This window comes from Thioalkalivibrio versutus, assembly GCF_001020955.1.
GTDB classification, from domain to species: domain Bacteria; phylum Pseudomonadota; class Gammaproteobacteria; order Ectothiorhodospirales; family Ectothiorhodospiraceae; genus Thioalkalivibrio; species Thioalkalivibrio versutus.
Genome location: NZ_CP011367.1, coordinates 318,114 through 337,133, shown reverse-complemented (window position 1 = coordinate 337,133; position 19,020 = coordinate 318,114). Strand labels below are relative to the sequence as shown.

The 19,020-nt window shown below is 67.2% G+C and carries 23 protein-coding genes; 13 read left to right on the top strand and 10 right to left on the bottom strand.

The window, feature by feature from the left end; all coding sequences use genetic code 11:
- Position 1 precedes the first annotated feature (1 nt).
- Genes TVD_RS01585 through TVD_RS01575 form a run of 3 tightly spaced genes read left to right on the top strand, consistent with a single transcriptional unit; the run spans position 2 to position 5,821 of the window.
- Complete coding sequence (locus TVD_RS01585; protein ID WP_047250635.1) at positions 2-592, top strand: SPOR domain-containing protein; 591 nt, start codon at positions 2-4, stop codon at positions 590-592.
- 2 nt (positions 593-594) lie between these two features.
- Positions 595-4,539 carry an ATP-dependent RNA helicase HrpA gene (gene hrpA, locus TVD_RS01580; RefSeq protein ID WP_047250634.1) on the top strand — a complete coding sequence of 1,315 codons (3,945 nt, stop codon included), beginning with the start codon at positions 595-597 and terminating at the stop codon, positions 4,537-4,539.
- A 25-nt stretch (positions 4,540-4,564) separates the two neighbouring features.
- Positions 4,565-5,821 (top strand): FAD-dependent oxidoreductase, encoded by a 1,257-nt coding sequence (locus TVD_RS01575; protein ID WP_047250633.1) that lies wholly within the window; start codon positions 4,565-4,567, stop codon positions 5,819-5,821.
- A 194-nt stretch (positions 5,822-6,015) separates the two neighbouring features.
- Here the strand turns inward: TVD_RS01575 and TVD_RS01570 are convergent, their stop codons facing one another.
- From TVD_RS01570 to TVD_RS01560, 3 genes are read right to left on the bottom strand one after another with little or no spacing between them, the layout of a single operon-like run.
- A complete protein-coding gene (locus tag TVD_RS01570) occupies positions 6,016-7,350 on the bottom strand; it encodes an ATP-binding protein (RefSeq protein WP_047250632.1) in 1,335 nt (444 codons plus the stop codon).
- A 25-nt stretch (positions 7,351-7,375) separates the two neighbouring features.
- Positions 7,376-8,092, bottom strand: a complete 717-nt coding sequence (locus TVD_RS01565) for a response regulator transcription factor (RefSeq protein WP_047250631.1) — start codon at positions 8,090-8,092, stop codon at positions 7,376-7,378.
- Entirely contained in the window at positions 8,089-8,418 is a 330-nt protein-coding gene (locus TVD_RS01560; protein ID WP_018938253.1) for a PepSY domain-containing protein, read from the bottom strand. Before TVD_RS01560 ends, TVD_RS01565 begins: the two co-directional genes overlap by 4 nt.
- Positions 8,419-8,513: 95 nt before the next feature.
- Between TVD_RS01560 and TVD_RS01555 the strand changes: the two genes are divergently transcribed.
- Positions 8,514-8,825 carry a DUF2288 family protein gene (locus TVD_RS01555; RefSeq protein ID WP_019593424.1) on the top strand — a complete coding sequence of 104 codons (312 nt, stop codon included), beginning with the start codon at positions 8,514-8,516 and terminating at the stop codon, positions 8,823-8,825.
- A complete protein-coding gene (locus tag TVD_RS01550; RefSeq protein ID WP_047250630.1) occupies positions 8,826-9,218 on the top strand; it encodes a DUF3775 domain-containing protein in 393 nt (130 codons plus the stop codon).
- A 16-nt stretch (positions 9,219-9,234) separates the two neighbouring features.
- Here the strand turns inward: TVD_RS01550 and TVD_RS01545 are convergent, their stop codons facing one another.
- Positions 9,235-9,507, bottom strand: a complete 273-nt coding sequence (locus tag TVD_RS01545) for a PilZ domain-containing protein (protein WP_019593426.1) — start codon at positions 9,505-9,507, stop codon at positions 9,235-9,237.
- Positions 9,508-9,767: 260 nt separating this feature from the next.
- Between TVD_RS01545 and TVD_RS01540 the strand changes: the two genes are divergently transcribed.
- Together TVD_RS01540 and TVD_RS01535 are read left to right on the top strand one after the other, a co-directional pair.
- Positions 9,768-10,079, top strand: coding sequence for a c-type cytochrome (locus tag TVD_RS01540; protein ID WP_047250629.1), 312 nt, complete (start codon positions 9,768-9,770; stop codon positions 10,077-10,079).
- A 17-nt stretch (positions 10,080-10,096) separates the two neighbouring features.
- Positions 10,097-11,392 (top strand): FCSD flavin-binding domain-containing protein, encoded by a 1,296-nt coding sequence (locus TVD_RS01535; protein WP_047250628.1) that lies wholly within the window; start codon positions 10,097-10,099, stop codon positions 11,390-11,392.
- 300 nt (positions 11,393-11,692) lie between these two features.
- On the opposite strand, the gene TVD_RS01530 is transcribed toward TVD_RS01535, so the two are convergent.
- Positions 11,693-11,893 (bottom strand): YdcH family protein, encoded by a 201-nt coding sequence (locus TVD_RS01530; protein WP_018168326.1) that lies wholly within the window; start codon positions 11,891-11,893, stop codon positions 11,693-11,695.
- A gap of 139 nt (positions 11,894-12,032) precedes the next feature.
- Between TVD_RS01530 and TVD_RS01525 the strand changes: the two genes are divergently transcribed.
- On the top strand, positions 12,033-12,803 hold the full coding sequence (locus TVD_RS01525; RefSeq protein WP_047250627.1) for an alpha/beta hydrolase family protein: 771 nt from the start codon (positions 12,033-12,035) through the stop codon (positions 12,801-12,803).
- 115 nt (positions 12,804-12,918) lie between these two features.
- Here the strand turns inward: TVD_RS01525 and TVD_RS01520 are convergent, their stop codons facing one another.
- On the bottom strand, positions 12,919-13,659 hold the full coding sequence (locus TVD_RS01520) for a ferredoxin--NADP reductase (RefSeq protein WP_018168328.1): 741 nt from the start codon (positions 13,657-13,659) through the stop codon (positions 12,919-12,921).
- Between the two features lie 115 nt (positions 13,660-13,774).
- Here TVD_RS01520 and TVD_RS01515 point away from each other — a divergent pair, with 115 nt between their 5' ends.
- Positions 13,775-14,356 (top strand): thioredoxin family protein, encoded by a 582-nt coding sequence (locus TVD_RS01515; RefSeq protein WP_047250626.1) that lies wholly within the window; start codon positions 13,775-13,777, stop codon positions 14,354-14,356.
- Between the two features lie 175 nt (positions 14,357-14,531).
- Complete coding sequence (locus TVD_RS01510; RefSeq protein ID WP_018168330.1) at positions 14,532-15,062, top strand: hypothetical protein; 531 nt, start codon at positions 14,532-14,534, stop codon at positions 15,060-15,062.
- A 303-nt stretch (positions 15,063-15,365) separates the two neighbouring features.
- Here TVD_RS01510 and TVD_RS01505 read toward each other — a convergent pair whose 3' ends face one another.
- On the bottom strand, positions 15,366-15,722 hold the full coding sequence (locus tag TVD_RS01505) for a hypothetical protein (RefSeq protein ID WP_047250625.1): 357 nt from the start codon (positions 15,720-15,722) through the stop codon (positions 15,366-15,368).
- A 98-nt stretch (positions 15,723-15,820) separates the two neighbouring features.
- On the opposite strand from TVD_RS01505, the gene TVD_RS01500 reads away from it, so the two are divergent.
- Positions 15,821-16,027 (top strand): hypothetical protein, encoded by a 207-nt coding sequence (locus tag TVD_RS01500; RefSeq protein ID WP_047250624.1) that lies wholly within the window; start codon positions 15,821-15,823, stop codon positions 16,025-16,027.
- Between the two features lie 76 nt (positions 16,028-16,103).
- Here TVD_RS01500 and TVD_RS01495 read toward each other — a convergent pair whose 3' ends face one another.
- From TVD_RS01495 to nadA, 3 genes are read right to left on the bottom strand one after another with little or no spacing between them, the layout of a single operon-like run.
- Complete coding sequence (locus tag TVD_RS01495; protein WP_047251879.1) at positions 16,104-16,445, bottom strand: HepT-like ribonuclease domain-containing protein; 342 nt, start codon at positions 16,443-16,445, stop codon at positions 16,104-16,106.
- Positions 16,446-16,449: 4 nt separating this feature from the next.
- Positions 16,450-16,761: a nucleotidyltransferase family protein gene (locus tag TVD_RS01490; RefSeq protein WP_018144604.1), complete on the bottom strand. Its 312-nt coding sequence runs from the start codon at positions 16,759-16,761 to the stop codon at positions 16,450-16,452.
- 43 nt (positions 16,762-16,804) lie between these two features.
- Positions 16,805-17,887, bottom strand: coding sequence for a quinolinate synthase NadA (gene nadA / locus TVD_RS01485; protein ID WP_047250623.1), 1,083 nt, complete (start codon positions 17,885-17,887; stop codon positions 16,805-16,807).
- A gap of 134 nt (positions 17,888-18,021) precedes the next feature.
- On the opposite strand from nadA, the gene TVD_RS01480 reads away from it, so the two are divergent.
- Together TVD_RS01480 and TVD_RS01475 are read left to right on the top strand one after the other, a co-directional pair.
- Complete coding sequence (locus TVD_RS01480) at positions 18,022-18,453, top strand: hypothetical protein (RefSeq protein ID WP_047250622.1); 432 nt, start codon at positions 18,022-18,024, stop codon at positions 18,451-18,453.
- Entirely contained in the window at positions 18,450-18,989 is a 540-nt protein-coding gene (locus tag TVD_RS01475) for a protein disulfide oxidoreductase (RefSeq protein WP_047250621.1), read from the top strand. The genes TVD_RS01480 and TVD_RS01475 overlap by 4 nt, the downstream gene beginning before the upstream one ends.
- Positions 18,990-19,020: the final 31 nt, after the last annotated feature.

Here is a 19,020-nt window from a genome sequence, read left to right as displayed (position 1 = left end):
CATGGCCCAGGCGCGCAAGACCCGTCGCAAGTCCGCCCCACAGAAGGCCTCGCGGCCGATCCCCGGCTGGGTATGGATGTTGCTCGGCCTGCTGATCGGCCTGGGGCTTGCCGCCGTGCTGTACCTGCAGGGTGCCGACCGATCGCCGGATCTGGGCGCGTTGTTCGGTGACCCGGATCCCGCGACCGAGACGGCCGCCCCGACCCCGGCACCGGTGGAGCGGGACACCGTTCCCTCGGACGACGAGCCCCGCTTCCGCTACTACGAGCTGCTGCCCGAGGACGAGATCCGGGTGCCGGAGTCCGAGCGCGACGCGCCCGCCCCGGCTGTGCCACCGGCCGCATCGCCCAGTGAAGGCGATCCGGTCGTCCTGCAGACCGGCTCGTTCCGCCGCTTTGCCCAGGCCGACGAGATGAAGGCACGACTGACCCTGCTCGGTCTGGACCCGAAAGTGCACGAGGTCAAGATCCAGGGCGAGACCTGGTACCGCGTCTACCTCGGCCCGTTCAGTGACGAGGACCGCGTGCGCCAGGCGCTGGAGCGCCTGCGCACGGAGAATATCGAGGCCCTGCGTCTGCGCTACCAGGGCTGAGCGTGAAACCGGCCCCCGCACCGGATCTCGACGCCCTCGCGGCCCGCATCGAGGCGTTGCCCTCCGGCGGCGAACGCAAGGATCTCACGGACCTGCTGCGCCGGGCCCTCCAGCGCCAGCGGCGCGGACAGCCGTGCGACCGCATGGCCCGCACCCTCGCCGAACGCCTGGCCACCACCGAGGGGGCCGCCCCCCAGGTAGGCAGCGACGAGCGCGCCCGCCTGCGCCCGCAACCCGTCTACGCCGGCGACCTGCCGATCCACGCCGAGCGCGAACGCATCGTCGCCGCCATCCGCGAGCACCCGGTGCTCGTGCTGTGCGGCGAGACCGGCTCCGGCAAGACCACTCAGCTGCCCAAGCTGTGCCTGGAGGCCGGGCGCGGCGAGGCCGGGCTGATCGGTCACACCCAGCCGCGCCGGATCGCCGCGCGCTCGGTGGCCAGCCGCATCGCCGAGGAACTGGGCACCACCCTGGGCGGCAACCGGGACTCCACGGTCGGCTTCAAGGTGCGTTTCTCCGACCAGACCGGGCCAAACAACTGGATCAAGCTGATGACCGACGGGATCCTGCTGGCGGAAATGGCGCATGACCCAGAACTACGCGCCTACGACACCATCATCGTCGACGAGGCGCACGAACGCAGCCTGAACATCGACTTCCTGATGGGCGTGCTCAAACGCCTGTCGCACAAGCGCCCCGAGCTGCGCATCATCATCACCTCGGCCACCCTCGACCCCGAACGGCTGTCGGCGTTCTTCGACGACGCCCCAATCCTGACGGTGGCCGGACGCACCTATCCGGTGGAGGTCCGCTACCGACCGATCGAGCCGGAAGATACTGGAGACGAGAGCGACGAACAGGGACGTGGTGAACGCGACCTGTTCGACGGCATCCGCGACGCGGTGGCCGAGTGCGAGCGCGCTGGACCCGGCGACGTACTGGTATTCCTGCCCGGCGAACGCGAGATCCGCGACGCCCACCAGGCCCTGCGCGGCCAGGTCCGCGCCGACACCGAGATCCTGGCGCTGTACGCGCGGCTGTCCGCGCGCGAGCAATCGCGGGTATTCCAGTCACACAGCGGCCGTCGCATCGTGCTCGCGACCAACGTCGCCGAGACTGCGCTGACCGTGCCCGGCATCCGCTTCGTGATCGACTCGGGGCTCGCGCGCATCTCGCGCTACTCCTGGCGCTCGCGGGTGCAGCGCCTGAGCCTGGAGGCCATCTCGCAGGCCGCCTGTAACCAGCGCGCCGGGCGCTGCGGCCGGCTGGGCCCCGGCATCTGCATCCGGCTGTTCGCGGAAGACGACTTCAACCTGCGCCCGCCCTTCACCGACCCGGAGATCCAGCGCTCTAACCTCGCCTCGGTAATCCTGCAGATGGCCGCGCTCAAGCTCGGCCAGCCGCGCCAGTTCCCGTTCCTCGACCCGCCCGACCCGCGCCTGGTCAAGGATGGCTACCACCTGCTGGACGAATTGGGCGCAGTAGACGACCGTGGCCGGATCACCCGGCGCGGGCGGCAGCTCGCGCGCATGCCCATCGACCCGCGCCACGCGGCGATGCTGCTGGCCGGCACCGAGCACGACTGTGTCACCGAAACCGCCACCATCGCCGCGTCCCTGTCGCTGCAGGACCCGCGCGAGCGCCCGGCCGAGGCCACCCAGGCGGCGGACCAGGCCCACCGCGAGTTCCAGGTCGAGGGCTCCGACTTCATGGGCATGCTGCGGCTGTGGGACGCCTGGCACACCGCCCGCGAGGACCTCGGGTCCAGTGCCCTGAAGCGCTGGTGCCGCGAACACTTCCTGAATTTCCTGCGCATGCGCGAATGGCAGGAGCTGCGCGTACAACTCCTGCGCCTGGCGCGCGAGATGGACCTGCACCCGAACCACCAACCGGCGGACGCCGAGGCGGTGCACCGGGCGCTGCTGACCGGGCTGGTCAGTCAGGTCGGGCAGAAGACCGAGCGCGGCGACTACCTGGGCGCGCGCAACCGCCGCTTCCAGATCCACCCCGGCTCGGTGCTGGCGAAGAAGAAGCCGGCCTGGGTGATGAGCGCGGAGATCGCCGAGACCACGCGTGTCTACGCCCGCGACAACGCACGCATCGAGCCCGACTGGATCCTGACCGCCGCCCCGCATCTGCTTAAGCACCACATCTTCGAGCCGCACTTCCAGGGCCGCAGCGGGCGCGTCGGGGCCTTCGACCGCATCACCCTGTACGGCCTGGTCGTGGCACCGAAAAAGCCAGTGGACTTCGCCAAGCACGACCCGGCCGAGGCACGGCGCATCCTGATCCGCGAGGGCCTGGTCGGTGGCGAGCTGCGCTCGCGCTCCAACGGCGTGCGCGCCAACCGCGAGGCGGTGGCCGAAATCGCCGAACAGGAGGCGCGCGGGCGCCGCCGCGATCTGCTGGTGGAAGAGGAGCGCCTGTTCGACTTCTACGACGCCCGTCTGCCGGCCGAGATCACAGACGGCACGACCTTCGAGACCTGGGCGCGCAAGACCGAAAAACACGATCCGGAGGCGCTGAAGATCGACCGCGCCGAGCTCCTGAACGAGCCAGAGGCCACGCTCCCGGAAGGCGCCTATCCCGACCATCTGGAGCTCGAGGGGCTACGCCTGCCACTGGCCTACCGCTTCGAACCCGGCCAACCGGACGACGGCGTGACCGTCACCATCCCCATCGCCGCGCTGAACGCGGTGCCCGACTGGCTGGGCGACTGGCTGGTGCCGGGGCTGCTGGAGGATCGCGTGACCGCCCTGCTGCGGAGCCTGCCGAAGGCCCTGCGCCGCCAGTTCGTGCCCGCCCCGGACTTCGCCCAGGCCGCCCTGGCCCGCATCGAACACCGCCAGGGCCCATTGATTCCCGCACTGGCCGCAGCCCTGCGCGCCATGACCGGCACCGACATCCCGCTGGATGCCTGGCGCCCGGAGACCCTGGAGCCGCACCTGGTGATGCGCTTTCGCATCCTCGACCCGGAAGGGAAGGAAGAGACCAGCGGCCGCGACCTGCCCGCGCTCAAGGCACGGCTGGGCGGGAGCGCCGAGGCCCACTTCGACGCCAGCCGCCCGGACGAGATCACCCGCGAGGGCATCACCGAATGGGATTTCGGTGCGCTGCCCGTGAGTGTCGAATTCGACCACCAGGGGGCACAGCTGCGAGCCTTCCCGATCCTGGTCGATCGCGGCGATTCGGTCTCGCTGGAGCTGGAACCCGACCCGGCCAAGGCCGAACGCGCCCACCGCGCGGGCCTGCGCCGGCTGTTCCTGCTCGGCGCCCGCAAGACCGCGCGCAATCTGCGCCGCCAGCTCCCGGAGATCGAACGCGCCTGCCTGAATTACTCGACGCTGGGCAGCTGCGAGGCCCTGCGCGACCAGATCCTGGAGGCCGCTGCGGACCGCGTGTTCCTGGCCGAGCCCTGGCCACGCGCCGCCGAGGCGTTCGCCCAACGACTCAACGAGTCCCTGCCGGCGTTCTCGCCCACCGTAATGGAGCTCTCGCGCCTGACCGCCGAGATCCTGCGCCGCTGGCACGACCTGCGCACCCGGCTGCAGGGCGACCTGCCGCTGTCCTGGATCGAGGCCGCGCGCGACATCCGCGGGCAGCTGGACGCGCTGGTCCCGGCGGATTTCCTGCTGCGCATCCCGCATGATGTCCTGCCGGAACTGCCGCGCTACCTCGAGGCGATCGACAAGCGCCTGGAGCGCCTGAGCCAGGCCCCGGACAAGGACCGCGCCCGCCGCGTCGCCGTGGAGCCGCTGTGGCAGCAGGCGCAGGAACTGATCGCCCGCGCCCCGGACCACCCGGACGTCCTGGCCTTTCGCTACCGCATCGAGGAATTCCGCGTCTCGCAGTTCGCCCAGGAACTGGGCACCCGCGAGAAGGTTTCGCCCAAACGCCTGGAACGCGAATACGCGACACTGATCCAACGACTGGCCAGTGGCACATGAGCCACGACAACGGAAGGACCAACGGATGCGCGTAGTGGTCATCGGCGCCGGGGTGATCGGTGTCACCACAGCCTGGTACCTGCAGGAGGCCGGAGCCGAGGTCGTGCTGCTGGACGCCGCTGCGGCGCCGGCCAGCGGATCCAGTTTCGCCAATGGCGGCATGCTGCATGCCAGCCATGCCGAACCCTGGAACGCCCCGGGCGTGGGTCTCGACCTGCTGCGCTATCTCGGGCGGCGCGATTCCCCACTGCTGGTGCGCCCGTACGCCATACCGGGACTGATCGGCTGGGGCCTGCGCTTTCTCGGCAACAGCCGCCGCGGGCGCTTCGAGGAACACACCCGGCTCAATGCGCGCCTGGCGGCCTTCTCCCTGAAGGAGATCGACCGCCTGCAGCGCGAGCTGGCACCCGAGGGGCTGGACTTCGACTTCCGCCGCAGCGGCATCCTCAAGCTATTCCAGGACCCGGCCAGCCAGGCCCGCAATCGCACCGCCAGCGAGGACATGGCGGATGCCGGCGTGCGCTTCGAGGACTGGACCGTGGAACGCATCATCGCCGAAGAGCCGGCGCTGGCCCCCGTGCGCGATCAATTGTGCGGCGGGCTCTACTTTCCCGACGATGCCATCGGCGATGCCGCCCGCTTTACCGCGGGCCTGCTGGCCATCGCCCGCCGCCGCGGACTGACCTATTGCCCGGGCGTGGCGGTGCGCCGCCTGCGCACCTTCCGCGGCCGCCTCGATGCGCTGGAGACCTCGGAAGGCCCGATCGCCGCGGATGCCTGTGTCGTTGCCAACGGCTACCACGCGCCCGATCTGCTGCGCCCACTCGGGATCCGGCTGCCCGTGGCACCGGTCAAGGGCTACTCGCTGACCCTGCCGATGAACGCCGGAACCCGGATTCACCTGCCGCTGATCGACGACGCCAACAAGGTCGTGATGACCCCGCTGGGCGATCGCCTGCGCCTGGCCGGCACCGCGGAGTTCGCGGGTCGCGACGGCAGCCTGAACCCGCAACGGGCCGCCAGCGTACTGGATCATTGCCGGCGCACCCTGGCCAGCCTGCCCGAGCAAATGGATGCCGAGACCATGGCCCCGTGGACCGGCCTGCGTCCGATGAGCGCACGCGGCACCCCGATCCTCGGGGCGACCGCGGTACCCGGCCTTTATCTCAACACCGGCTCCGGCCACCTCGGCTGGACCTTCGCCTGCGGCGCGGCCGCGCTGGTGCGCGACAGCGTGCTGGGCGACCCCCCGGCGTTGCCGATGGACGGCCTGACACTCTGACTTCGAAGGGTTTGGGGCGCGACACGACCTGGTTGATGCGTTTCGCGGTGCTCAACGCATCCTACGGGGGCGATGTCCAGCCGCGCTACGGTGCACGATGCCAAGCGGCGGGGTGCCATTAGGGATCCTCGTAGGATGCGTTGAGCACCGCGAAACGCATCATGGAGCAACCCCCGACCCCGCCCGCACCGGTTTCAGGACGCGGAAAACACCATGCGGATGCGCGCGCCGTGGAGCTCCGGGGCCTGCTCGATGAACAGCGTCCCGCCGTGGTCGGTCACCAGGGTGTGGATGATGCTGAGCCCCAGCCCCTGCCCCTCGGCGCGACCATCATCCTGGTCGCCGCGGGTATCCGCGCGCTGGCCGCGTTCCAGCACCCGGGCGCGGTCGGCCGGCGGGATGCCAGGCCCATCATCGTCGATGATTAGCATCACCTCGCCGGGCTGGCAGCGAGTGGTAATGCGCACCCGCGTGGTCGCATGGCGGATGGCATTGTCCAGGGTATTGCCGAGGAGCTCGAAGATCGCCCCGCTGTCCATGCGCAGGACGCAGCCCGCAGCCAGATCGGTCTCCAGCGCCACCCCTTCCTGGGCCGCAAGCCGTCCCAATGCCTGTCCGGTACGCTCGATGATCGGCCCCAGCGGCTCGGCAGCCTGGAACGGGGCCGGCCCAAGCCGCTGGGCCTGATTGAGCTGATGCTGGACGATGCCCTGCAGCCGGTCGACCTGGCGCTGCATGTCGTCATTATCCGGTCGCGCGCTCTCGAGGTTCAGGCGCAGGGCGGAGATCGGGGTCTTCAGGCTGTGAGCCAGATCCGCGAGGGCATTTTGCTGGCGCGCCAGGCGGGCGCGTTCGAACTCGACCAGGTCGTTGATGCTGCCGGTCAGGGCGCGGACCTCGGTGGGATAATCGCCCGCCAGATGCGCATGGTCGCCGTGGCGCAGGGCATCGAGGTCACGCCGGACCTGGCGCAGCGGGCGCAAGCCCCAGAACCACAACGCCAGCGAGAGGACCAGGATCATGGAGAGGGTCATGGTCATCAGCCCCTGCCAGAGGCTGGTGCGGTACTGCTCGACCTGTTCGCTGAAGGCCTCGCGGTCCTCCAGCATCTGGAAGGTCAGGCCGACCTGACCGCCGTCCAGCTCCCACTGCACCGGCAGGCTGAAGCTGAAGTACTCGTCTTCCGTCCAGCCGCGCAGGGAGACGCCGACCGCCGACGGCGAGCGCCACAGGGTCTGCCCCTCCTCGCCCAGGATGCGCGCGTAGAGCCCGCTGACTGGCAACTGCAAACGGCTCTCGGGAAGCATCTCGGGGACGCGCACATCGGCCGGGCCGACCACCTCGGCCAGCCCCATCAGCAGCAGGACTTGCGCCTCGAGGCGGGTTTCTACCGCATCCGCCGCATTGTCGCGGAAGGCGGCCTCCAGCACCCAGGCGGTCAGCAACGAGAAGATCAGCACGGTGATCGCCGTGACCCCCGCCAGGCGCAGGACCAGACTCCCACGCAGCTTGCGCAGGGCCGCTGTCATGCGGACCCGGCAGCCTCGCGGCAGGTCATCGGGTGCTTTCCGACTCGTTTTCGGGCGCAGCGTCAGGTTCGCGGGCGAAGCGGTAGCCGCGTCCGCGCAGGGTCTCGATCAAGCCCAGGCTGCCGTCGGCATCCAGCTTGCGCCGCAGGCGCCCGATCAGGACCTCGATCACGTTGCTTTCGCGGTCCTCGTCGTGATCGTAGAGGTAATCCGCCAGCGCATCCTTGCTAAGCACCCGGCCCGGCTGGCGGACCAATGTCATCAGCAGGCGGTATTCGAATGTGGTCAGGGTGACCGGCTCGTCATTCAGCCAGACCTCGTCACCCGCGGTGTCGATCACCAGCGGCCCGAACGCCAGCCGCTCCTGGCCCGACTGCAGGCTGCGGCGTGCCAGGGCGCGCAGCCGCGCCAGCAATTCCTCGATGTGGAACGGCTTGGCCAGGTAGTCGTCAGCCCCGGCCTCCAGGCCCTCGACCTTGTCCTGCCAGCGGTCGCGCGCGGTCAGGATCAGGATCGGCAGGCGCGGCTTGGACTCGCGCGCCTTGCGGATCACATCCAGCCCATCCATGCCCGGCAGGCCCAGATCCACCACCGCGATGTCGCAGTGGTACTCGGTCAGCAGGTAAAGCCCGGTCTCGCCGTCCGAGGCGGTATCCACGCGGCAGCCACTGCGGTCCAGCTCCTCGCCAATCTGGTTGCGCAGCGCGACGTCGTCTTCAATCAGTACCACGCGCAGGTTCATTCCGGGAGCTCCACTTCGGTGCCTTCCTCGATCCGGAGGGTACGCACTTGTTGATCGTTGGTCAGGATACGGATGATGAACAGACGCGCCCCGAACTGGCTCACATCCTCGCGCGCGTGGAGCACCCGGCCCGGGTAGTGCGCCTCGATCTGGGCAACGGCCTCGTCGAGATCCCAGACGGCGGCCTCGGGGTCATCCGTGTTGAACTGGCCTTGCGCCGGAAGCGCCACGAACAGCAGCGTCGCCAGCACCAGTGCGTGGCCCGCGCGGGGCCGCGTCAGGTCCCGCCCGCGGTGTCCGGGCTGGAGATCCGGCGTGGGTCGCATATCGGTGCATTCTCCGGACGCGTGCGTGGGCAGATGTTGAAGATACAAGGGTATCGGCCTAGCCTGAACGATATCTGAAACCGACTGGAACCGTCATGCACGAGGCCTCTGCCGAACAACCCGAAGTCCCACTGGAAGAACAGGCCGGCCCGCTGCCGTGGAAAGACCTGATGCCGCATTTCGCGCGCGGCGTGGTGATCCGCGTGGCGCCGGAGCTGGATCTGATCGAGGTCGCCCGCGCCATCCGCGACGATGCGACCCATCAGGTCAGCGAATGGCTGGCCAACGACCAGGTCGCGCGGGCCTCGGATGACGATGCCCGCCGCTGGGCCGCGAACGACCCGATCTTCACTGCGATCGTGGCCGCCCCCTGGGTCCTGGCCCAGGAACGGACGCCGGCCCACTAGATGGCCATCTCCCTCGGCATCACCGGCGAGACGATGGAGCGGTTAATCCAGGCCGCACGGGAATTCCATGCCAAAGAGGATGTGGTCTTCCCGGATACCGGAAGCGAGGGTAGCGACAACGACTGGGCGATGCAGATCCTGGCTGATCACGCCAGCGACCTGACCCTGCAGGAACTGGAGGGCACGCTGCGCGACCTGGGTCCGGACCAACAGGCGGAGCTGCAGGCCCTCAGCACCCTTGGGCGCGGGGATTACACGGCAGCAGACTGGGAGATCGCCCTGCAGGACGCGCAGGATGACTGGAGCCCGGACACCGTGAACTGGCTGCTGACCAACCCGCTGATCGCCGACGAATGGGCCGCGGGGCTGGAACAGATCGAGCGCGAGGCGTAACGCCGGTTCCCGGTGGCTATTCCAGCTCTTCGGGGTCAAAGCGCACCGCAATACCCCCATCCATCACCCGCACCACCTGGGCCTTGACCCGCGGCGCCTCGCCGCCGTCCCCCAGCATGCCGAATACCTGCAGCATCAGTTCGTCGTCCGAGGCGAGCTTCATCAGGTGCCCCACGCAGGCATTTTCCGGGTCTTCCCACTCGAGGAAGGCCCCCCCGCCGGAGATATCGTTCGTGGTCAGGGTGACCGTATCCCCGCTCTCGCACTCGGCCACGACCTCGACCGTCATCGGGATCCTTGGATGACGACGTCGTTCTCCTGTCATGGCACTCCTCCTGGCGGCATATGCCTTTGCAATGCATCGAAAAGGCGTTTTTTCTGTGCTATACGAGGTTCATGATCGTTGGTTTTCGCGATCAGGCGCAACTACCGGGCTCGAACCCGGTGGCGCAACCACAACCCGGATCTTCACACCGGGCCAAAGGATGAAGGCAGTACGTCACAGCTGTCGCTCGCTAAAAGCCACTTCTTACGGAGGAGTCCGTTTCAATGAAGAAATCGCACTTGTACCTGGTGGGGCTTGCCGCCTCGCTGGCGATGGCGGGCACTGCTACCCAGGCCCTTGCCGACGACGAAATCACCCGGGGCCAGCTGATGGCCGCGTCCTGCAAGGCCTGCCACAACGCAGCCGCTGCAGGCGACGGCGTACCGGAACTGAACCGCATTCCCGCTGAAGTCATCGAGAGCCAAATGAAGGCATTCCGCGACGGTGACCGCGACGCGACGATCATGGATCGTCACGCCAAGGGCTACACCGACGAGGAAATCGAATCGATGGCCGGCTACTTCAGCCGCTTCTGATCAGGGGGAAACGAATCATGCATGACTTTAATCGACGTAATTTCCTGAAGGTCGCGGGCATCAGCAGCGCTGCGGCCCTCACCGGTATCGGCTGTGCCGCCAATGGCATGCGCGGGGCCGAAAAGGCCCACATCGTGGTCGTCGGCGGCGGCTCTGGCGGCGCGACCACCGCGAAATACATCAAGCAGTTCTCGCCCGACATGCGCGTAACGCTGATCGAGCCCAACGCCACCTACTACACCTGCTACGGCAGTAACTGGGTGATCGGCGGCTTCGCCGGCATGGACGACATCGCCCAGGGCTACGACACCCTGCGCGATGAATACGGCATCGAGATCATCGAGGACCGCGTCACCGCGGTGGACGCCGATGCGCGCAGCGTGCGCCTGAGCGGAGGCGACCGCGTGAGCTACGACAAGCTCGTGATGTCACCGGGCATCGACTTCCGCTACGACGACATGCCGGGCATCTCCGAGTCCGATGCCGAGCGCATCCCGCATGCCTGGAAGGCCGGTTCGCAGACCGAACTGCTGCGCTCCCAGCTGCAGGACATGCCGAACGGCGGCGTATTCGTCATGGTCGCCCCGCCCAACCCGTTCCGCTGCCCGCCGGGGCCGTACGAACGGGTATCCCTGGTCGCGAACTACTTCAAGCAGGAGAAGCCACGTTCCAAGATCATCATCCTCGACCCGAAGGATGGCTTCTCCAAGCAGGGCCTGTTCGAGGAAGGCTGGGCCGAGCATTATGGCGACATGATCGAGTGGCGGGCCGGCTCATCGGGCGGGCGCGCCGAGGAGATCGACGTCTCCAACATGACCGTACTGGCCGACAGCGGCTTCGAACGCGTCCGCGCCGACGTACTGAACTTCATCCCGGCCCAGCGCGCCGGTCAGATCGCCCATGACGTCGGCCTGACCAACGACGCCGGTTGGGTGCCAGTAGACCAGCTGACCTTCAAGTCGGAGATGGACGACAACATCTACGTCCTGGGGGATGCCAGCGTGGCGGGCGCCATGCCGAAGTCCGGCCACTCGGCCAACAACCAGGGCAAGATCGTGGCGGCCGCCATCGTCCGCGAACTGGCGGGGCAGGAGCCCATCAACCCCTCGTCCGCCAACACCTGCTACAGCCTGGTGACCCCCGATTACGCGGTCAGCGTAGCGGCGGTCTACCAGTACCAGGACGGTGCGATGGCCGGGGTATCCGGTGCCGGTGGGGTCAGCCCGTCGGGTGCCAGCACCAGCTTCCGTCGCCGCGAGGCGGAATACACCCGCGCCTGGTACAACGGCATCACCCACGACATCTGGGGCTAAACCCCGGCGTTCCACTATGGAACACACTTAAACGGCGCCTCCGGGCGCCGTTTTTTGTTGGCCACCGCGAAGTACACGAAGAAGGCCAAGAGCGTGTGCACCACAGAGGTCAGCAATGAAACCGGGGATAACATACAGGAAGGGTAGGATGCCGATGAGCACAGCGAATCGCATCGGTTCCGCGGAACTGCCGCCCCCCGGATGCGTTTCGCAACGCTCAACGCATCCTACTCGCCTGACAACCGCCGGATCCCCCCCCTTCTCCGTGCCTTCATCCGCTTCGTGGTGAATACACCCGGGTCAGGCGTTGAGGTCGGGGATCAGGCGGCTGCGCAGGCGCTGGATAGAGTCCTTCAACTGCAGCTTGCGCTTCTTCAGGCGCTGAATGGCGAAGATGTCCGGTGCGGCCTGCTCGTGCATCACGCCGATCGCGGAATCCAGAGCCCGGTGCTCGGCCTCCAGCTCGGCCAGGCGTGCGCGAATCTGACTCTCGGTTTCCAAGCCGTCCCCCAGTGGTCCCGTGAAGTGGTGGCCGTATACCGGGAGACACCCCGCGTGGCCATTCGGATCATCAAACCCGTATGATCGCAGACCGTCCCCGGTGGGACCATAGCGAATACCCTTCATCCGGAGCCCCCCGATGGCGACCCACAACACGCCGCTGACCATTCAGACCCCGCGCGGCGTCCGCCTCGGCGGCGTGATCGTCGCGCCCGAGGCGGATGCCATCCGCGGCCAGGCCTGCATTGCCCACTGTTTCGCCTGCTCCAAGGACTTCCCCGCCACGGTGCGCCTGGCGCGCGCCCTGGCCGCGGAAGGCATCGCCACCCTGCGCTTCGACTTCATGGGGCTGGGCGACTCCGAAGGGGAGTTTCGCGACAGCACGCTTGCGACCTACTGCGAGGATCTGCACTCCGCCATCGAGGCGCTGGAGACCTACACGGGGCGGCATACCAACCTGCTTATCGGCCATAGCTTCGGCGGCGCCATGGCGATCTATGTGGGGGCGCAGCGCGAGTCACTGGATGGCATCGTGACCATCGCCGCCCCCAGCCGCCCCGGCCATGTCGCCCACCTGTTCGGCGATACCGCGGAGGAGATTCGGCGCGAGGGTTCGGCCCGCATCAGCATCGGCGGGCGCCCGGTGGAAATCGGCCACGCCTTTATCGAGTCGATCGAGGAGCCGACCCTGGATGTCACGCTGGAGACCCTGGAACAGCCACTCCTGCTGCTGCATGCACCGGGCGACACCGTGGTCAGCGTCGACCACGCCCGCAAGATTTTTCAGCAGGCCCATCACCCGAAGAGCTTCGTCGCCCTGCACCAGACCGACCACCTGCTCTCGCGCCCGGAACACACCCGCTATGTCGCCGGCCTGATCCGCGCCTGGTCGGCGAACCTGCTGGACTAGACCCGGAACGGCAGAAGCTCCCCCGTAGGAGCCTGCTTGCAGGCGAACGCCCCTGCCCCATATCGAGCGTTGGCAGGCGCTTCGCCTGCAAGCAGGCTCCTACATATTCCTGGGCCTACCAGTAGTTCTCGGTCGTGATCTGCCCCGGCTTGCGTCGGCGGTTCTTCTCCAGCCCGCGCTCGCGCAGGATCGCGGCGGTATCCTTCACCATGTCCGGGTTGCCGCACAGCATGACCTGGGAGTGCTCCGGCGTGATCTTCAGGCCCGCGTGATGCTCCAGGCGGCCCTCGGCAATCGCGGCCGGTACCCGGCCCTCGAGCCCACCCGGGAACGGCTCGCGGCTGACAAACGGGATGTACTGGAACCGCTTCGCGTCACGTTCCTGGAACTGCCGGATCGTGTCCTGATAGGTCAGTTCTTCGGCCTTGCGCGCCGCGTGGATCAGGCGGATGTTCTCGAAGCGTTCCCAGGGGGTATCGGTCTTCAGCATGGACAGGAACGGCCCCAGCGCAGTGCCCGTGGAAAGCAGCCACAGGTCGCGGCTGTCCGGTAGCTCATCCAGGGTAAAAAAGCCGGTCGCGCGCGGCATCAGCTCCACCGTGTCGCCCGGCCCCAGTTGCGCCAGACGATTGGACAGCGGTCCATCCGGAACGGTGATCAAATAGAAGTCCAGCGGCGTTTCGCCCGGCGCATTCACATAGGAATACGGCCGCGCCACCGGCTCGCCGTCGATCTCCAGACGCAGGCGGTTGAACTGCCCGGCCTTGAACAGCTCAACCTCGGCATCCACCCGCAGCGAGAACAGTCGATCCGTCCACTGCTTGCGCTCCTGTACGACACCGGTCACCCAGCCCATATTCCTTACTCCATTGCTCGGGTATTATCTCGAAGAGTGCTGGCGGGGCCGGAAGGTTTCAAGCACCCCCGGCCAACGCCGTATAATTGTCGCAAATCCGAACACTGGAGCAGTCATGGCCCGCACCCCCTCGCAGATGATCGAACTCGGCACCGAGGCACCCAGCTTTTCCCTTCCGGACGTCGTCTCCGGCGAGACCATCAGCCTCGACAGCTTCCCCGACGCGAAAGGCTACATCATCGCCTTTATCTGCAATCACTGCCCGTTCGTGCAGCTCATCCGTCACGAATTCGCCCGCTACGGCCGCGAGTATACGAACAAGGGCATCGCGGTCATCGCGATCAACTCCAACGACATCCAGGCCGTACCGGACGACGCACCGGACAAAATGAAGGACGATGCCCGCCGCTTCGGCTACAACTTCCCCTACTGCCTGGACGAGGACCAGTCCGTCGCCAAGGCCTATCACGCCGCCTGCACCCCGGACTTCTATCTGTTCGACGCCGAACGCAAGCTCTACTATCGCGGCCAGTTCGACGAGACCCGCCCGGGATCCGACGTCCCGGTGACCGGACGTGACCTGCGCGCCGCCAGCGACGCACTCCTGGCCGGCAAGCCGGCACCCGAGCCCCAGCACCCGAGCCTCGGCTGCAACATCAAGTGGCGCCCGGGAAACGAGCCCGACTACTTCGGCTGAACCGGGCACTCCTGTTCAAACAAGGCTTTGTGGAAACAGCCCTGTGGGAGCGAGCCTGCCCGCGAATGCCCCTGCCCGCGCCCGATCCTGGCCGGGGCATTCGCCCGCGGGCCATCCCCAACAAGCCCCTCGCCGCGCCGTATACTGACCCCATCTATTTTCCGGGGAGCGCCGCATGCCGCCCAATAACGTAATCGACGGCCCGCGAGTCTCAACATGGCGCTGCCCCTCCTGCCAGGAGTCGGTCCCGCGCCTGCTTCCGAACGGCAAGACCAACCGCATCCCGGTCGCCCCGGAGCGCATGGCGCTGCCAGACGGAACGGTGCGTCAAGCCTGTGCGCGCGTGCAGGGCCTGCGTGCACCGGAAATCTGCTATGCCTGTGACCAGGCCTATCAGGAGCTGTTGGGCACACTGGTGCGCCCCCCCGCCGAGCTGGGCGATGCCCGCGGCGACCCCGGGCTGAACGACACCGGCCTCATCGGCGCCCTGCTGCCCATCGCCGACCAGGGTACGCAGATCCTCATCTTCAACGTGATCAACGAGGAACTGCGCTGCACCGAGATCGAGCGCCTGATCAGCTTCAACCCCGACCGCCTCACCTACCCCGGCTCGCGCGGCGCCATCGCCCCACGCATCTGGGCGCTCTACGAAGACCACCTGGCCCAGCTCCACGCCCGCGCACCCGTCCCCTACCACCCCGAGTAGAAGCACCTCAGCCCCCGGTGGAGCCTCCCCACTACGGATTGATGAGCACGTCATCGCGAGACGTGCGGCGCCGTGGCGACCTCCGCAGACAGCCCGAACGCCACCCCCTCACCCGCGAGGCAAGCATCGGGATTTCGGATGGATATTGCCACGCCCCCTCGCGGGCCTCGCAATGACGGAGGATATCGTCATCCCGGCCGAAGCGAAGCGTAGAGCCGGGATCTCGCCGGAACGGTGACAGGGTCAGGAGATCCCGGATAACCGCTACCCGGTTTCCGGGATGACGAACGTGGAGAGGATGCGTCAGGCGTCGTCTTCAGCGTCCGCGCGCGCGAGCATGCGCATCCCCCCAACCATGCAACGCAGCGCCTCCAGGGTCTGCAGGTCGAGCGCCGCCCCGGTCTCGCCCGGCAGCGTCCAGTACTTCGGACGGCAGGTGGCCGGGCGTTCGGCGGGCATCGCGCGGGCGGCCGCCGCGTCGACCGCCACGAGCAGATCGGCCCACGCCAAATCCTCGGCAGTGACCCCGCCCATGATCCGCGCCGGGCGCACCTCGATCCAGTCCTCGAACTCCGCCGCTGCGCCCAGCTCCGCCACGCGCGCGGCCCGCCCGTCGGCCCGCTCGGCCGCCACCAGCAGGCGCGCCCGCCGCTTAAACATGTCCGATACCCCGCAAGCCCATTTGTCCAGCCACCGAGGTCAACGCCAAGCTATATTCAGAGACACGAATTACCCACCCCATATGGAGAACGGACACCATGGCCCACCTCGACTGGTCGCATTATCCGGTGAATGAACTGAAGCTCGTCTACAGCACGCTGCACGCGCAACTGACGCTGGAGCCCGAGCTGATGGATTCCGAACTGATGTCCGACCTGCAGACCCACCTGCAGCAGGCGGCCAAGGCTGCCGGCGTGGACGCCTCCACCCACTCGCAGTGGGCCGCGTGGCTTAACGACCGATAGAAACCTATGGAACACATGTCCCACGCAGCTAGCGGCGGACGTCGAAGCCCGACAGGCGGCCAAAAAACCCTAGCCCCTACAACTCCTGGCGCATTTTCTCGAGACCGCTGACCAAATCTGGAAGGTGCTCGTCCACCAAATTCCAGATTGTGTCGCTGTCGATACCCAGATAGGCGTGGATCAGCCGATTGCGGGTAGCAACGATCATGCGCCAGGGAATATCCGGATGTGCCTCCCGGACCTCGGAGGGCACATGACTGGCAGCCTCGCCGATTAGCTCGAGGTTACGGAGTACGGCGTCGAAGACGAGCTCATTCTGTACGAACATGTCGCGATCAAGACCATCCGTATAGGCCATCGCCTTGCGAGCGAACCGAACCATGTCGTCCAGATAGAAACGCCACTCGCGCCCGGCCATGGACTCAGACACGGATCGCCTCGCGCTCGACGAACGGACGAAGCTCGGCGCGCAGAGCTTTTTCCGAGACCAGATCCACCGGATACCCCAGAAGATCCTCGAGGTAAAACTGCACACCGAAATACTGTTGTGCGGAGGCCGGGCCGTCGTAACCCACCAGGATATCGACGTCACTCTGCTCTCCGGCCTCGTCGCGGGCCAGCGAGCCAAACAGCGCCAGGCCGCACACGCCGAATTCGCGTTCGAGATACGCACGGTGATCTCTGAGCGCCTTCAAGACGGCGGTACGGTCCAGCCTGCGAGACATTTGGCCCATTACATCGTCCTGTTAATGCCCGTCGGTCATCCCGGCAAAGTGCTCAGGCGTCGCCTTCGGTGGCCTTGCGGTGTTCGGCGGCGAAGTCGAGCATGCGCTGGGTGGCGACCAGGGCCTTCTGGCGCGCGGTCTCGTCGACGAAGATCTCGTTCTTCGCCGGCTCGTTGGTGTCTTCCAGCGTCTCGGCCAGCGAGACCAGGTCGTTCATCGCCATCCACGGGCAGTGCGCGCAACTGGTGCAGGTGGCGCTGTGGCCACCAGTGGGCGCCTCGATCAACTTCTTGTCCGGCGCGGCCTGCTGCATCTTGTAGAAGATACCCTTGTCCGTCGCGACGATGAATTCCTGTTCCGGGCGGTCCTTCACCGCCGCGATCAGCTGGCTGGTGGAGCCCACCACATCCGCCTGGTGGATCACCTCGCGCGGGGATTCCGGGTGGACCAGCACGGCGGCGCCGGGATGGCGCCCGCGCAGATCTTCCAGCGCCCAGGAGCGGAACTCGTCGTGCACCACGCAGGAGCCGTCCCAAAGCACCATGTCGGCGCCGGTGGTACGGCGGATGTAATCGCCCAGGTGCTTGTCCGGGGCCCAGAGAACCTTCTTGCCCTGGTCGCGCAGGTGCTCGACCAGCGGCACGGCGATGCTGGAGGTAACGACGTAATCGGCCTGCGCCTTCACGTCCACCGAGGTATTCGAATACACGACCACGGTGTGGTCCGGATACTGCGCGCGGAACTTCGCGAACTCGTCCGCCGGACAGCCGAGATCCAGCGAGCACTCCGCCTCCAGCGTCGGCATCAGCACGCGCTTTTCCGGGCTCAGGATCTTGGCGGTCTCGCCCATGAAGCGCACGCCAGCCACCACCAGCGTCGCGGCCGGGTGCTCCTTGCCGAAGCGCGCCATCTCCAGGGAGTCGGACACACAGCCGCCGGTCTCGTCCGCCAGGCGCTGCAGGGATTCGTCCACGTAGTAATGCGCAACCAGCACCGCGTTGCGCTCGATCAGCAAGCGCTTGATGCGGCGCACCAGCTCGTCGCGCTGGGTGTCGGTCAACGCGTGCAGCGAGGCCGTCACATGGTCCGTGCGCGGCACGTGGAAAATCGGTTTTTCGGCCACCGGTGCGTTCATCTGCCCTCTCACCCCAGGATCCGGGGTAGATCATCGTCTTCTAATAGTACGACAGGGCCCCGGCCGCTGTCGTTCCTGCACATTGTGGGGTCGTATCCGCGCATCCCAACCGGCCCGCCTATAATGTTGCGGCCATGACCGAGCTGAAGCAGCAATACAAGGCGATGACGTTCGAGGAACGCATGGACCTGGCCCTGTCCGCGGACCTCGAGGCGCACTGGCGCCCGCTTCTGGTGCGCGACCAGCACGCCCAGGTGAAGGCGTATTTCTCGCGGCGCATGGACCTGACGCCGGAAGAGGTCGTCCTCCTGCTGGCCGACCCGAACCAGACCGTGCGCCTCAACTGCGCCAAGCGCGCGGACCTGACCCCGGAACAGGTGGAGGCCTGCGTAAACGACCGCGACCCCAACCTGCGCTACTTCGTCGCGCGCAATCCGCTGTTGACCGAGGCACAGAGGGAACGCCTGATGAAAGACGAGGACGAACTGGTACGCATCGCCGTGCGCAAGGGCCCGAAGACCCGCGGCACCCGCGCACGCCCAGGACAAGCCGAGATGATCCGTTGACCGAGACCCAGCCAGAAAAGTCGAAACGCCCCAAGCCCTCGCGGCGCCGCCGCGCGCTCAGCTGGGGCATCCAGATCGGGCTCGCTCTGGTGATCTTCCTGGCGGTGCGCGCCTGGATGGCGCGCGACATGGTCGAGGGCCCGGCGCCTCAATTCGAGGCCCAACTTCTGGATGGAACGCCCGTTTCGCTCGCGGACTACGCGGACGAACCCATGCTGCTGCACTTCTGGGCCACCTGGTGCCCGATCTGCCGCCTGGAGGAAGGCGAGATCGTGCGCCTGTCGCAAGGCCACCCGGTGCTGACAGTCGCCATGCAGTCCGGCGTCAAGGAAGAGGTGCTCGACCACCTGAACGAACGCGAGCGCGAACTGGCCGTGATCAACGACCCGGAGGGCGCCCTCGCCGCGCGCTACAACGTACGCGGCGTCCCGGCCAGCTTCATCATCAACCCCGACGGCGAAATCGTCTTCCGCAAGCAGGGCTACGCCCCGCCGCTCGAACTGCGCCTGCGCCTCTGGCTCGCCCGCTGGCTGTAGCCCCTTCCTGCAAACGGTGCAATTCGCTTCG

Bases quoted from the DNA above. Each gene is read 5' to 3' on its own strand.
- TVD_RS01490 (WP_018144604.1), bottom strand. From the start codon at position 16,761: ATGGGCCAAATGTCTCGCAGGCTGGACCGTACCGCCGTCTTGAAGGCG.
- TVD_RS01505 (WP_047250625.1), bottom strand. From the start codon at position 15,722: ATGTTTAAGCGGCGGGCGCGCCTGCTGGTGGCGGCCGAGCGGGCCGAC.
- TVD_RS01565 (WP_047250631.1), bottom strand. From the start codon at position 8,092: ATGAACCTGCGCGTGGTACTGATTGAAGACGACGTCGCGCTGCGCAAC.
- TVD_RS01570 (WP_047250632.1), bottom strand. From the start codon at position 7,350: ATGACAGCGGCCCTGCGCAAGCTGCGTGGGAGTCTGGTCCTGCGCCTG.
- TVD_RS01545 (WP_019593426.1), bottom strand. From the start codon at position 9,507: ATGACGGTCGAGGTCGTGGCCGAGTGCGAGAGCGGGGATACGGTCACC.
- TVD_RS01520 (WP_018168328.1), bottom strand. From the start codon at position 13,659: ATGGGCTGGGTGACCGGTGTCGTACAGGAGCGCAAGCAGTGGACGGAT.
- TVD_RS01575 (WP_047250633.1), top strand. From the start codon at position 4,565: ATGCGCGTAGTGGTCATCGGCGCCGGGGTGATCGGTGTCACCACAGCC.
- TVD_RS01585 (WP_047250635.1), top strand. From the start codon at position 2: ATGGCCCAGGCGCGCAAGACCCGTCGCAAGTCCGCCCCACAGAAGGCC.
- TVD_RS01525 (WP_047250627.1), top strand. From the start codon at position 12,033: ATGGCGACCCACAACACGCCGCTGACCATTCAGACCCCGCGCGGCGTC.
- TVD_RS01535 (WP_047250628.1), top strand. From the start codon at position 10,097: ATGCATGACTTTAATCGACGTAATTTCCTGAAGGTCGCGGGCATCAGC.
- TVD_RS01480 (WP_047250622.1), top strand. From the start codon at position 18,022: ATGACCGAGCTGAAGCAGCAATACAAGGCGATGACGTTCGAGGAACGC.
- TVD_RS01515 (WP_047250626.1), top strand. From the start codon at position 13,775: ATGGCCCGCACCCCCTCGCAGATGATCGAACTCGGCACCGAGGCACCC.
- TVD_RS01555 (WP_019593424.1), top strand. From the start codon at position 8,514: ATGCACGAGGCCTCTGCCGAACAACCCGAAGTCCCACTGGAAGAACAG.
- TVD_RS01495 (WP_047251879.1), bottom strand. From the start codon at position 16,445: ATGGCCGGGCGCGAGTGGCGTTTCTATCTGGACGACATGGTTCGGTTC.
- nadA (WP_047250623.1), bottom strand. From the start codon at position 17,887: ATGAACGCACCGGTGGCCGAAAAACCGATTTTCCACGTGCCGCGCACG.
- TVD_RS01510 (WP_018168330.1), top strand. From the start codon at position 14,532: ATGCCGCCCAATAACGTAATCGACGGCCCGCGAGTCTCAACATGGCGC.
- TVD_RS01550 (WP_047250630.1), top strand. From the start codon at position 8,826: ATGGCCATCTCCCTCGGCATCACCGGCGAGACGATGGAGCGGTTAATC.
- TVD_RS01540 (WP_047250629.1), top strand. From the start codon at position 9,768: ATGAAGAAATCGCACTTGTACCTGGTGGGGCTTGCCGCCTCGCTGGCG.
- TVD_RS01500 (WP_047250624.1), top strand. From the start codon at position 15,821: ATGGCCCACCTCGACTGGTCGCATTATCCGGTGAATGAACTGAAGCTC.
- TVD_RS01560 (WP_018938253.1), bottom strand. From the start codon at position 8,418: ATGCGACCCACGCCGGATCTCCAGCCCGGACACCGCGGGCGGGACCTG.